Origin of the sequence: Luteimonas yanweni (genome assembly GCF_039548475.1) — a bacterium.
GTDB lineage: Bacteria > Pseudomonadota > Gammaproteobacteria > Xanthomonadales > Xanthomonadaceae > Luteimonas.
The window spans coordinates 1-12835 of record NZ_JBCLVC010000001.1; the positions used below are offsets into that span (position 1 = coordinate 1).

The 12835-nt window shown below is 69.4% G+C and carries 14 protein-coding genes; 2 read left to right on the forward strand and 12 right to left on the reverse strand.

Features of this window, described 5'->3' with window-relative positions; all coding sequences use genetic code 11:
* Positions 1-76: 76 nt before the first annotated feature.
* The 10 genes from lolD to WCE39_RS14270 form a co-directional block, all read right to left on the reverse strand.
* A complete protein-coding gene (gene lolD / locus WCE39_RS00005) occupies positions 77-853 on the reverse strand; it encodes a lipoprotein-releasing ABC transporter ATP-binding protein LolD (RefSeq protein ID WP_452299546.1) in 777 nt (258 codons plus the stop codon).
* Between the two features lie 22 nt (positions 854-875).
* Entirely contained in the window at positions 876-2117 is a 1242-nt protein-coding gene (locus WCE39_RS00010) for a lipoprotein-releasing ABC transporter permease subunit (RefSeq protein ID WP_343274665.1), read from the reverse strand.
* Between the two features lie 24 nt (positions 2118-2141).
* Positions 2142-2495, reverse strand: coding sequence for a hypothetical protein (locus WCE39_RS00015; protein WP_343274666.1), 354 nt, complete (start codon positions 2493-2495; stop codon positions 2142-2144).
* Between the two features lie 46 nt (positions 2496-2541).
* A complete protein-coding gene (locus WCE39_RS00020) occupies positions 2542-2739 on the reverse strand; it encodes an FAD assembly factor SdhE (RefSeq protein WP_452299547.1) in 198 nt (65 codons plus the stop codon).
* 89 nt (positions 2740-2828) lie between these two features.
* A complete protein-coding gene (locus WCE39_RS00025) occupies positions 2829-3251 on the reverse strand; it encodes an MAPEG family protein (protein ID WP_343274668.1) in 423 nt (140 codons plus the stop codon).
* A 47-nt stretch (positions 3252-3298) separates the two neighbouring features.
* A complete protein-coding gene (locus WCE39_RS00030) occupies positions 3299-4084 on the reverse strand; it encodes a succinate dehydrogenase iron-sulfur subunit (protein WP_343255405.1) in 786 nt (261 codons plus the stop codon).
* An 11-nt stretch (positions 4085-4095) separates the two neighbouring features.
* Entirely contained in the window at positions 4096-5886 is a 1791-nt protein-coding gene (sdhA, locus tag WCE39_RS00035) for a succinate dehydrogenase flavoprotein subunit (RefSeq protein WP_343274669.1), read from the reverse strand.
* A 13-nt stretch (positions 5887-5899) separates the two neighbouring features.
* Entirely contained in the window at positions 5900-6301 is a 402-nt protein-coding gene (gene sdhD, locus WCE39_RS00040; protein ID WP_343255403.1) for a succinate dehydrogenase, hydrophobic membrane anchor protein, read from the reverse strand.
* Positions 6298-6687, reverse strand: a complete 390-nt coding sequence (sdhC, locus tag WCE39_RS00045) for a succinate dehydrogenase, cytochrome b556 subunit (RefSeq protein ID WP_343255402.1) — start codon at positions 6685-6687, stop codon at positions 6298-6300. The genes sdhD and sdhC overlap by 4 nt, the downstream gene beginning before the upstream one ends.
* Before the next feature lie 84 nt (positions 6688-6771).
* Entirely contained in the window at positions 6772-6939 is a 168-nt protein-coding gene (locus tag WCE39_RS14270) for a DUF1674 domain-containing protein (RefSeq protein ID WP_449283962.1), read from the reverse strand.
* Between the two features lie 29 nt (positions 6940-6968).
* Between WCE39_RS14270 and ygfZ the strand changes: the two genes are divergently transcribed.
* Together ygfZ and WCE39_RS00060 are read left to right on the forward strand one after the other, a co-directional pair.
* Positions 6969-7940, forward strand: coding sequence for a CAF17-like 4Fe-4S cluster assembly/insertion protein YgfZ (ygfZ, locus tag WCE39_RS00055; protein ID WP_343274670.1), 972 nt, complete (start codon positions 6969-6971; stop codon positions 7938-7940).
* A gap of 153 nt (positions 7941-8093) precedes the next feature.
* A complete protein-coding gene (locus tag WCE39_RS00060) occupies positions 8094-8585 on the forward strand; it encodes an OmpA family protein (protein ID WP_343274671.1) in 492 nt (163 codons plus the stop codon).
* Positions 8586-8963: 378 nt separating this feature from the next.
* Here WCE39_RS00060 and WCE39_RS00065 read toward each other — a convergent pair whose 3' ends face one another.
* Positions 8964-11243 carry a thiamine pyrophosphate-dependent enzyme gene (locus WCE39_RS00065; protein WP_343274672.1) on the reverse strand — a complete coding sequence of 760 codons (2280 nt, stop codon included), beginning with the start codon at positions 11241-11243 and terminating at the stop codon, positions 8964-8966.
* Positions 11244-11301: 58 nt separating this feature from the next.
* A partial coding sequence (locus WCE39_RS00070; RefSeq protein ID WP_343274673.1) for a Yip1 family protein occupies positions 11302-12835 on the reverse strand: 1534 nt, incomplete at its 5' end.

Here is a 12835-nt window from a genome sequence, read left to right on the forward strand (position 1 = left end):
CCCACAAAGGCAGCTGTTCCCACCAGGGCAGTTGCTCCCGCAAAGGCAGCTGACGGGGGGAAGGAGTCGCGGGATTTCAGGCGGAGGCCGGGGGGATCTCGCGGAGCTTGCCTTCGTGGAGTTCGAGGACGCGGTCGAGCCTGCGGGCGAGGCGGCGGTCATGGGTGACCAGGACCAGGCTGGTGCGTTCGGCGCGGTTGAGCTCAAGCATGAGTTCGAACACGGTGGCGGCAGTCTTTTCGTCGAGGTTCCCGGTGGGTTCGTCGCCGAGCACGCAGGCGGGGCGGTTGACCAGGGCGCGGGCCACGGCGGCGCGCTGGCGTTCGCCACCGGAGAGTTCGCCCGGTTTGTGCTCAAGGCGATGGCCGAGGCCGACCGATTCCAGCAGCGTGCGGGCGCGCGCGGACGCGTCTGCTACGCCGGCACCCGACAGCAGCACCGGCAGGATGACGTTTTCGAGCGCGGTGAACTCGGGCAGCAGATGGTGGAACTGGTAGACGAAGCCCAGCGCGCGGTTGCGCAGGCGGCCGCGCTCGGCGTCCGACAGCGCGCTCATGCGCTGGCCGGTGACATAGACCTCGCCGGCGGTGGGCGTGTCGAGGCCGCCCAGGAGGTGCAGCAGCGTGCTCTTGCCAGCGCCTGATGCGCCGAGGATCGCCACCGTCTCGCCGGCGGACACGGACAGGTCGAGCCCGTCGAAGACCGGTGTATGCATGCGGCCTTCGGCATAGGTCTTGCCCAGGGCTCCGGCTCCGACGACTTCGTCGGCATGGCGCTCCGTCACGTCGACGGCACCGGCTCTGGCACCGGCACTGGCACTGGCACCGGCACCCGATACAGCAACCGCGCGCATCCGGGCGTCCTTCGCGTTCGGCTCATTCATAGCGCAGCGCCTCCGCCGGGTCGGTGCGCGCCGCGCGCCGCGCCGGGTAGATGGTGGCCAGGAAGGCCATGGCCAGCGCGACCAGGGCGACGATCACGATGTCCCGCGCGCTCAGCTCGGTCGGAAGCCCGGTGATGTAGTAGACGTCGGCCGGCATCAGCTCGGCGCCGGTCACGGCCTCGATCAAACGCAGGATGCGCTCGAGGTTGAGCGTCAGGGCGATGCCGCCGACCACGCCCAGCACGGTGCCGAACACGCCGATCAGCGAGCCCTGCACCATGAACACCTGCATCACCCCGCCCGGCGTGAGCCCGAGGGTGCGCAGGATGGCGATGTCGGACTGCTTGTCGGTCACCAGCATCACCTGCGACGACACCAGGTTGAAGGCGCCCATGGCGATGATCAGCGACAGCAGGATCGCGATCATGGTCTTCTCGAGCTTCAGCGCGCGGAACAGGTGCGCGTTTTCCATCGTCCAGTCGCTGACCATGTACGGGCCCTGGAGCTTCAGCGCCAGGTCGCGCGCCACGGCATAGGCCTGGTCCATGTCGTGCATGTGCAGGCGCACGCCGGTCACGCCATCACCCATGCGCAGCAGGCGCTGCAGGTCCTGGATGTTGACCACCGCCAGGCCCTTGTCGAACTCCTGGTAGCCGGCCTCGAACACGCCGCTGACGGTGAAGCGCTTGAGCTGCGGCACCGCGCCCATGGGCGTGGCCTGGAAGTCGGTGGTGACCACCACGCTGTCGCCGGTACGCACGCCCAGCCACGCCGCCAGCTCGCGGCCGAGCACGATGTTGTAGCTGCGCGGGGTCAGCGTATCCAGGCTGCCTTCGACCATGCGCTCGCCCAGCACCGAGACCTTGGCCTCGTCCGCGGGGGTGATGCCGCGGACCATGGCGGGCTCGCGGCGCTTGCCCGAGAGCAGCGCTTCGGTGGAGATATAGGGCGCGGCCCCGGCCACTCGCGGGTCGGCCACGGCGGCATCGACCGCCTGCTGCCAGTCCTGCATCGGCTCGCCGTGCGCGCTGACGGTCGCGTGCTGCGTCATCTGCAGCATGCGGTCGCGGATCTCGCGCTGGAACCCGCTCATCACCGCAAGCGTGGTGATCAGCGCGGTCACGCCAATGGCGATGCCGAGGATGGAGGCCAGCGAGATGAAGGAGATGAAGCCGTTGCGGCGCTTGGCGCGGAGATAGCGCAGGCCGATGGCGACAGGTAGTGGTTTGAACATCGGGTCTCGCCGGCTGTAAGGCCGCTATGGTGCCACCGATGGCCCGGCGCGCGCAGTGGGCAGCCTGTCGACGGCCAGCCGCAGTTCACGGCGCCAGCGCGGCGGCAGGGTGTCGGGCCACCAGGCCAGGCGTCCGTGGCGGCCTTCGGCCTCGCGCCAGGAGAGGAAGGCCAGCGGGCCGCGCCACTGCAGCTGGAGCCCGGTCACTTCCTGATCGTCGACCAGCACGCGGCCGTCGGCGGTGAACAGCAGGCTGCGCGGCGCCTGGCGCCACTCGCGTGCCGCCGAATGCAGGCCCTGGAGCGCGGTGGCCGCGGCCAGCAGCCAGGCCGCGGCGCGCGGCAGCTCGCTGGCCAGCACCGCGACTGGCGCAAGCATGCCCAGAAGGACCAAAACCAGCGAAGGCCAGCGCGACGCCCGCCAGTCAATGCGGCAGGGCGCGGATCCTGTCGACCAGTGCGGCGAGCGCGTCGTCATCCGGGCGTTGGTGGCCGAGGAACCATTTCCACAGCCTATCGTCCTCGCTGTCCAGCAGCCGCAGGAAGACCGCGCGCTCCGCCGTCGGGGATTGCCGCCATTCGCGATCGAGCCAGCGCTCGAGCAGCTGGTCCAACTCGCGCATGCCGCGCCGGCAGCGCCAGCGCAGGCGGCGGAACTCGGCCTCGTCGTCGGGCTTGGGCTTGTCGGCGGGCGCGCTGTCGTGAGGTGTGCTCATACCAGGAACAGGTACCAGGCCAGGCGGATCCACAGCAACGCCAGCACGAAAAAGCCGGCGATGAACACCTGGAAGCGATGCATGACCTTGTTGGAGCCGCACTGGATCACGCTGTGCACGATACGCAGGCCGACGAAGGCCCAGGCCAGGCCCAGCACCCATGGATCCTGCACGCGCGCGGCCATCGCCACGGCCACCGCGAAGTAGAACAGCACCGGCAGTTCGAACAGGTTGCGGTAGTTGTCGGACGCGCGGGTATCGGTGAGCCGCTGCGCGATCTGCGCCGACAGTGCCACCGACTGCGGATGCACGCGCTCGCGCTTCATCACCGACACGCGCCGGCGGTACATCACCACCGCCACCACGAAGGTCAGCGCGACCAGGACCACGGCCGGCCACAGGATCAGGTTGCTCGTCATCGCTCCCCCGGATACGAACGCGCCGGCGGGTGCCGGCGCGGTGTTGATCAGACCTGGCGGGCCAGCATCAGCTGCTTGATCTCGCTGATGGCCTTGGCGGGGTTGAGCCCCTTGGGGCAGGTCCGCGTGCAGTTCATGATGGTGTGGCAGCGGTAGAGCTTGAACGGGTCCTCGAGGTCGTCGAGTCGCGCACCGGTGTCTTCGTCGCGGGAGTCGACGATCCAGCGATAGGCCTGGAGCAGGATCGCGGGGCCGAGGTAGCGATCGCCGTTCCACCAGTAGCTGGGGCACGCGGTGCTGCAGCAGGCGCACAGGATGCACTCGTACAGGCCGTCGAGCTTGGCGCGGTCCTCCTTCGACTGCAGGCGCTCGCGGTCCGGCGGCGGCGAGCTCTGGGTGCGGATCCAGGGCTGGATGGAGGCGTACTGGGCGTAGAAGTGGGTCAAGTCAGGAACCAGGTCCTTGACCACCTCCATGTGCGGCAGCGGGTAGATCGGCACCTCGCCCTTGCCGCAGTCGTCGATGGCCTTGGTGCAGGCCAGCGTGTTGGTGCCGTCGATGTTCATCGCGCACGAACCGCAGATGCCCTCGCGGCAGGACCTGCGGAAGGTCAGCGTGGGATCGATCTCGTTCTTGATCTTGATCAGCGCGTCGAGAACCATCGGCCCGCACTTGTCGAGGTCGACCTCGTAGGTGTCGGTGCGCGGGTTTTCGCTGTCGTCCGGGCTCCAGCGGTAGACCTTGAACTCGCGCACGCGTGACGACCCGGCGGGTGCGGCGAAGTGCTTGCCCTTGTGGACCCTGGAGTTCCTGGGGAGGGAAAATTCAGCCATCTGCTTCGATCCTAGTAGACGCGCGCAACGGGCGGGACGACTTCGACCTCGTCGTCGAGCGTGTACATGTGCACCGGGCGGTAGTCGATGCGGGTGTTGCCCGCCTCGTCCACCCAGGTCAGCGAGTGCTTCTGCCATTCGGCGTCGTTTCGGTCCGGGAAGTCCTCGCGTGCGTGTGCGCCGCGCGATTCCTTGCGGTTTTCCGCAGACACGATGGTGGCCAGCGACAGGCCGAGCAGGTTCTGCAGCTCCATGGTCTCGATCAGGTCCGAGTTCCAGACCAGCGAGCGGTCGCTGACCTTGACGTCGGCGAACGAGGCGTGGATGTCGCGGATCTTCGCCACGCCCTCGGCCAGGGTTTCGCCGGTGCGGAACACCGCAGCGTCGGCCTGCATGGTGCGCTGCATGTTGTCGCGGATCACCGCCGTCGGCGTATCACCGTTGGCATGTCGCAGCTTGTCGAGGTTGGCCAGCGCCTTGTCGCAGGCATCCGTGGCCAGGCGCTTGTGCGGCGCGCCGGGTTTGATGGTCTCGGCGCAGCGGTTGGCCACCGCGCGGCCGAACACCACCAGGTCCAGCAGCGAGTTCGAGCCCAGGCGGTTGGCGCCGTGCACCGAGACGCAGGCGGCCTCGCCGATGGCGTACAGGCCCGGCACCACGGAATCCGGGTTGCCGTCCTTTAGCTGCACCACTTCGCCGTGGTAGTTGGTCGGCACGCCGCCCATGTTGTAGTGCACGGTGGGGATGACCGGGATCGGCTGCTTCTCGACGTCGACGCCGGCAAAGATCCGCGCGGACTCCGAGATGCCCGGAAGCTTCTCGTGGATGTCCTTGGGATCGAGATGGGTCAGGTCGAGGTGGATGTGGTCCTTGTGCTCGCCGACGCCGCGGCCTTCGCGGATCTCGATGGTCATCGAGCGGCTGACGACGTCGCGGCTGGCGAGGTCCTTGGCGTTGGGCGCGTAGCGCTCCATGAAGCGTTCGCCGTTGGAATTGCGCAGGATGCCGCCTTCGCCGCGCACGCCCTCGGTGATCAGGCAGCCGGCGCCGTAGATGCCGGTGGGATGGAACTGCACGAACTCCATGTCCTGCAGGCCAAGCCCGGCGCGCAGCGCCATGCCGCCGCCGTCGCCGGTGCAGGTATGGGCGGACGTTGCGGAAAAATAGGCGCGGCCGTAGCCGCCGGTGGCCAGCACCGTGCCCTGGGCGCGGAACAGGTGCAGCGTGCCCTCGGCCATGTCGATGGCAAGCACGCCGCGGCAGGCGCCCTCCTCGTCCATGATCAGGTCGAGCGCGAAATACTCGATGAAGAACTCGGCCTTGTGCGCCAGCGACTGCTGGTACAGCGTGTGCAGCATGGCGTGGCCGGTACGGTCGGCCGCGGCGCAGGTGCGCTGCGCGGTGCCCTTGCCGTAGTGCGTGGTCATGCCGCCGAAGGGACGCTGGTAGATCTTGCCCTCTTCTGTTCGCGAAAACGGCACGCCCTGGTGCTCGAGCTCGATGATCGCGGGGATGGCCTCGCGGCACATGTACTGGATGGCGTCCTGGTCGCCCAGCCAGTCGGAGCCCTTGATGGTGTCGTAGAAGTGGAAGCGCCAGTCGTCTTCGCCCATGTTGCCGAGCGCGGCCGAGATGCCGCCCTGCGCCGCGACCGTGTGCGAACGGGTCGGGAACACCTTGGTGATGCAGGCGGTACGCAGGCCCTTCTGGGCCAGGCCGAAGGTGGCGCGGAGGCCGGCGCCGCCGGCCCCGACCACGATCATGTCGTAGTTGTGTTCAGTGATCTTGTAGGCGTTGGTCATTTCGGGCGTCTTGTCAGGCCAGCAGCGCGATGCGGGCGATCGCGTACAGCGATCCCAGCGCGCCGAGCACGCAGAGGAGGATGTTGAGCACCAGCAGCGTGAGCTCGACGGCGCGGTTGTGCACGTAGTCTTCGATCACCACCTGGAGGCCGAGCTTCGCGTGCCAGAACAGCGCCATCACGAACAGCGCCATGAGGATGGCGTTGTAGGGGCGCGAGAACACGTCGTACACGCGGGCCAGGTCGGCGCCGACCATCGATACCAGGGTGCCGACCAGCCACGGCACCAACAGCGCCAGCACCACGGCGGTCACGCGCTGCCACCAGAAATGGCCGGTGCCGGACTTGGCCGAACCCAGGCGGCGCGCGCGCGACAGCGGCGTGCGGTAGTCGGGGGTCACCTTGACGTCGCTCATGCCGATGCTCCCAGTGCCACGAACCAGATCAGCGCGGTCAGCACCACGGTGAGCCCGAACACGGTATAGCCGGACCGGTAGACCTCGGGAATTTCCATGCCCCAGCCGGCATCCCACAGCATGTGGCGGATGCCGTTGAGCAGGTGGAAGACCAGGGCCGCCGAGAACCCGAACAGCGCGACCTTGCCCAGGGGCGAGGCCAGGCAGGCGGCGGCGGAGGCATAGGCCTCGCCGCCGGCGGCGACGGCAAGCAGCCACCACGCGAGTCCGAACGCGCCGACCACCAGCACGATGCCGGTGGCACGGTGCAGGATCGACATGAGCATGGTGATCTGCCAGCGGTACACCTGGAGGTGCGGCGACAGGGGGCGGTTGGAATGGGTCATCGCGGCAGGCGTCTCTTGCTGGGCGGCGGCAGCGCCGCGTTGGCTTACGAAGGTCTTGCTGTGGCCGCGTCCGGCGGCTCCGCATCAGAAATCGATGCAGCGTCCGTTCTTCTCCCAGTCGCCGTAGCGCGTTGGATCAGGGCCGTCGCGCCCGCCGAACTCGGGCGCCGGCGCTGATGCCGGAGCGTCGCCCGGGGGGCTCGCCGGGGGCGTGTCCGGGGGCGTTTCGCCTATGATTGGGGGATCTTGCACGAGCCGAAGTCTACGTCCCGGAGCACAGTTTGGACAAGCCAAGCGCCGCGCAGGCGCCGTTTTTCGCCCTTTCCGACCATGCCCTGCTCGCGCTTGAAGGCCGCGACGCGATCGCCTTCGCGCAGGCGCAGTTCATGGGCGACCTTTCGAAGCTGGCCGACGGCCAGTGGCAGTGGAGCGGCTGGCTGACGCCGAAGGGCCGCCTGCAGGCGCTGTTCGCGCTGCTGCGCGTGGGCCCGGAAACGGTGTGGCTGCTGCTGCCCGACGGCGATGCCGAAGCGCTGTCCGCGGCGCTGGGGCGCTTCCTGTTCCGCAGCAAGGTGAAGCTGCGGGTGCCGGGGGATGCATCGATATGCGGCAAATTCAGTGCACCAACCGCCGCCGCGGGCGCGAGCACGGCCACCGATGACATGGGCCGCGTCGAGTTCGATTTCGGCGACGGCAGCACGCCACGCACGCTGCGCATCGCGACCGGCGGCGAGGCTGTCGATACCGATGCCAATGCCAATGCCGGTGCCGATGCCGGTGCCGCGGGTGGCTTTGGCGCCGAAGCCGAAGCCGAAGCCGATGTCGATACCGACGCCCGTGCCCGCTGGCGCGCCTTCGACATCGCGCACGGCCTGCCGCGACCCGGCACCGCCACGCTTGAAGCCTTCACGCCGCAGCAGCTGTCGCTGGAGCGCCTGCGCGCCTACAGCGTGCACAAGGGCTGCTATCCCGGACAGGAAATCGTGGCCCGCACCCACTTCCTGGGACAGGCCAAGCGCGGGTTGGCGCTGTTCGGCAGCGCCTCCGCGCCGGCCGCGGGCGCACAGGTGATGGAGGGCGGCCGCGCGCTCGGGACGGTGGTCGCGGCCACCGCGGCCGCCGGCGAGGCATCCGGCCACGCTGCGCTGGTGCTGGCGGTGCTGCCGCTCGACCGCCCGGAGGACGCGCCGGCCCTGCACGCGGACGGCGTGGCCCTGGCCCCGCTCGCGCTGCGGGACGGCCTGGCGCGCTGACCCCTGGCGAGCGTTCCGGGCCGCGGAGTGCCGGAACCGCGACCACGGTTGCAGTTCGGACACGCGTCGACGCTATGCTCGGGCCCAGGGGATCCGGAGGCGGACGCCAGGCATGGGGCCCGGCGCCGCCGCAACGAACCAGGGGAATCACACATGTATCGACAGTGGAAGCCGTCCTTGGCCGCGCTCGCGGCCACCTGCCTGATCGCCGCATGCGCCACCGCGCCCGAACCCGCCCCGGCGCCCGAGGCGCCACCGCCGCCGGCCTCGTTCAACCACACGCTGTCCGGCGATGCGCTGTTCGCATTCGGCAAGGCCAGCGTGGAGAACCTGAGCGATGCGGGCCGTGCCGAGCTCGATGACCTGGCGGCGCGGGTACTTGCGACGCCCGACATCGAGGCGGTGCACGTGATCGGCCACAGCGATCGCATCGGCAAGGACGCGGCGAACGTGGAGCTGTCGCGCAAGCGCGCGGCGGCGGTGCGGGATCATCTGATTGCCGCTGGTGTTCTGACGGAACAGGTCACGGCCGTGGGGCGTGGCAGCGTGGAGCCCGTGGCCGCGTGCGATGGCGAGAAGGGGCAGGCGTTGATTGATTGCCTGGCTCCGAACCGGCGGGTCGAGGTGAGGGTTGTGGCGCCTTAAGGGTCTCGCTTGGGTTGGCGGGGGCGGAGGGCGGGCAGGTATTCCGCCGGCGTCGCAGTGAAGCCGCTCCTTATTGCCGGCGGAATACCCACCCACCCTCCGCTGCCATCGGCGCGGTGGGGTGGTGGGAAAGGCAGGGGCGTCGCGCATTTGATTTTCCCTGCGGCCCACGGGAAGGCGCTGCAAGGCGGGTTGGGGGGTGCGCAGTGGGCATAAAGACCACCACGTGGTCAGCCCACGGAGTACCCACCAGCCCGCCGTACCGCGCGCCTTCGGCGATCCGTCGCAACGGGTGGGAATCGCAGCTGTAGCTGCTCCCACACAGATCCGGCGAGGACGCCGGACGCGGTCAGTTGGCAACGAGGACGCCGAGCGCGCTCAGGTGGCGGCGAGGCGGTCGGCGGCGGCGACGATTTCCTCTTCCGACGGGATCACCAGGAAGGCGGCGCCGGCCAGGGGAGTGAAGGTGTCGGCGCCGGTGACGCGCAGGAAGGGGCGCGCGGCGAAGCCGCCTTCGACGATCGCGGTCACGATGCCCTCGCCCACGCCGGCGCTGCGGCGGCCTTCGTCGACGATCAGCATGCGGGTCGCGCTCGCGGCCTGCTCGCGGATGAAGTCCTCGTTGAGCGGGACCAGCCAGCGCAGGTCGACCACGCGCACCTTCCAGCCGTGCTTTGCCTCGATGGCGCGCGCGGCGCGCAGGCTCATCGGCACGCCGTTGCCGTAGCTGAAGATCACCAGGTCCTCGTGGTCCTCGTCGTAGACGCGGCCTTCGCCGAGCTCCATCGACTCGCCCGGGGCCGGGAACTCCGTCAGCCAGCCGCCGTCGCCGGGTTCGTGAAGGTCCTTGGTCATGTACAGCGCGATCGGCTCGAGGAAGGCGCAGACGCGGCCGTCGACCTTGGCCAGCGCCATCATCGTGCGCAGCATGGTGGCAGCGTCGTCGCCGCGGCTGGGGCAGCCGACCACCAGGCCCGGGATGTCGCGCAGCGCGGTGATCGAGTTGTCGTTGTGGAAGTGCCCGCCAAAGCCGCGCTGGTAGCCGAGCGATGCGATGCGCATCACCATCGGGTTGCGGTACTGGCCGTTGCTGAAAAACTGCAGTGACGCCGCCTCGCCGCGGATCTGGTCGCAGGCGTTGTGGAAATAGGCCAGGTACTGGATCTCGGGCATGGGCAGCAGGCCCATGTTGGCGTAGCCCTGGGCCAGGCCGAGGATCACGGTTTCGTCGAGCAGGGTGTTGAACACGCGGCGCGCGCCGAAGGACTTCTGCAGGCCCTTGGTGACGGTGTAGACGCCGCCCTTCTGGGCCACGTCTTCGCCGAACAGCAGGGCTTCGGGGTACTTCGCGAACAGGTCGTGCAGGGCCTGGTTGATCTGGACGGCAAGGTGCTTCGGCGGCTGGTTCTCGGGCAGCTTGGCTGCGCCGCCGAACACGTCCAGCCGGCGCTCTTCGTAATCGGCGCGCCCGGCCTCGGCGGCCACGGCGTCGGGCGTGTAGGGAGCCAGCGGCGCCATCACGTCTTCGAGATTGTCCAGGCGCGGGCGGCTGTCGGCGTCCTCGGCGGCGGCGAAGCACTTCGCGCGCGTGGCCTCGTACAGGTCGATGACGTCGTCCTTGGACATCAGCCCGGATTCGAGCGCGATCGCGGCCGAACGCAGCAGCGGGTCGGTGGCCTCGACCGCGCACAGTTCTTCGATCGAGCGCCATTCGATCTCGAAGTCGGTGCCGGCGTGGCCCATGATCCGGGTGGTGCGCAGGTGCAGGAAGGTGGGGCGGCGGGTGCGGCGGCAGTGGTCGACCGCGCGCTGCACGTCGCCATAGCCGGTCGCCAGGTCCAGGCCGTCGGCGGTGAAATAGTCGAGGTCCGGGCGCTGCGCGAAGTTGCGCGCGATCCAGCCGTCGGGCGTCTTCACCGAGATGCCGATGCCGTTGTCTTCGCACACGAACAGCACCGGCGCCGGCAGCTTCTGGTAGGCGGTCCAGGCGGCGGCGTTGAACGCGGTCTGGGCGGTGGCGTGGTTGCTGGATGCATCACCGAACGAGCAGATGGCGATGCTGTCGCCCGGCACCGGCAGCGGGTGGCCGATGCGCCTGCCCTGCTCGATCGCAACCGCGGTGCCGAAGGCCTTGGGCAGGTGCGATGCGATGGTGGACGTCTGCGGCAGCACCCACAGCGGCTTGCTGCCCCACACCTTGTGGCGACCGCCCGAGGCCGGATCGTCCTTTGACGCCGCGAACGACAGCGCCGAATCCATCACCGGATCCATGCCCGGAAGCTTGCGGAAGCGCTCGGCCATGAAGCCACCGGAGCGGTAATGCAGGAACGCGGGATCGGTGTGGCGCGTGGCGCGTGCGACCATCGCGTTGCCCTCGTGGCCGCTGGACCCGATGGTGTAGAAGACCTTGTTCTGCACCCGCAGCACGCGCGCCATCAGGTCCAGGTGGCGGCTGATCAGCTGCGATTCGAACAGCTCCATGAAGCCGGAGGCGTCGAGCGCGCTGCCTGGCAGGATGGCGTCGCCGGCGGCGGGCGCGTGGCCGACGCCGCCCTCCCAGCCGCGCACGAACTCGCTGAAATTGACGTCGCAGATCTCGGCGCGGTTGAGGCCGCGCATGCGCGCGGGGATCGGGGACGGAACGCTGGAACGTGTCATGGCTTGCGATGCTCCGGACGGGGCTGGCATGAAGGCTGGGATCGGTGGCGGGACGGGATCACAGGACCCCGCCCCTTGAGAAATAGACGACGGCGGCGACCAGCCCCACGACCAGCGCCAGGCCGACCAGGAACAGGAAGGACAGCGCGAATGCGCCGAACATCTTCGCGCGCCCGGTGGATGCCGCCACCGCGCCCGCGTTGACGCTGGTCACGAGGCTCCAGCACAGGCCGGTGAGCACCAGCAGCACCGCGAGCAGGACGCCGGGAAGGTCGGACGGCTGCATTTCATGGCCGTCGGCAAAGACCTCGATCCGACCACCGAGCGCCATGCCGGCAAGCAGCAGGAACAGCAGGTAGGGCACGCATGCCCAGGCGGCGGCCAGCAGCAGGTTGCCGTAGCCGGCGCGTACTGAAAGCATGCGCAGGCAACCCATCAGCAACAGCGTGTAGAGCGGGAACCAGGCCAGCGACGACACAAGGCTCACGATCGCCAGCACCAGGTTGCCGCCGAGGGACTCGTCGACGAAGTCGGGCGCCGCGCCCAGCACGGCGGTCAACGCCATCAGCGCCAGCGCCGGCCACCACGCGCGCGGGCGCTGCAGCAGCGTCGCCATCGTCGGCCTGGGCGCGAACAGCATTCCCGACAGCCGGTCCCTGCGCCTGCGCCTCCATGCCAGGCCCAGCAGCGCGGCCAGGGCGACGGTGGCCGCCGCTGGCCAGGCCCAGTCCGCCGCGCGCGCGGAAAAAACGGCCGGCGTTGCGTCCAGGTCGACCTGGTACGCCAGCAGGTCCCTGGCGCGCTCCATGTCGGTGCGGAAGCGGGCGTAGTCGGCGGCCGGGACGTCGTCGGCGTGGCGGCGCCAGCTGCCCGAGACCACCAGGTCATCGCCCTCCACGTCCACGCGGCGTTCGAACGTGAACCACGGGTTCTCGACCCGATCTTCGCCGGGCGTGATGGACCAGCCGCGCGGATAGTCGACGCGGATCGTGTGCGTTGCGTACTGCGGCCCTGCGAGCAGCCGCGGCGCGGTCCTCGTGCCCTGCGCCAGGGTCGGCAACCAGTCGCCAAGCTGGAACAGGACGATGCCGAAGGCCTGGCCGTCCCGCTGCAGGTTCCAGTCCAGGCGGTAGCCCTCGACCGTGCGCATCACGCCCGGCGCCGGCGGCTCGGCCGCATCGGGCCTGCCGGCGGCGGCAATGCCGTCGTAGAACGAGCGCATATAGGACAGATAGCGTTCACCAATATCGTCGCGGGCGCTGTCCTCGTACTGCACGCGCCGGTCCTCGGCCTCGCCGCGGCGGTAGTCGGTCACGACGCCGAACAGCGCCCGGGCCTCGCCGCCGGACGCGTGCAGGCGGATCCGCTGCGTGACTTCGACGTCCGGCAGCGCGGGCTCCGGCGTGGGGATCTCCACCAGGCCGCCGCCCGCATGTATGGGCAGGCCGTAGCGGAACGGCAGCGGCTCGCGCGCGTGCAGCGGCGCACGCTCGCGGCTGCGCGTGGCGTCGATCCAGACGTCGCCGGCGTCGGGGGGGGGGGGAAACACAAAACGACGGACGAAAAATAGAGCGGGAAGAAGCGGGGAGGAG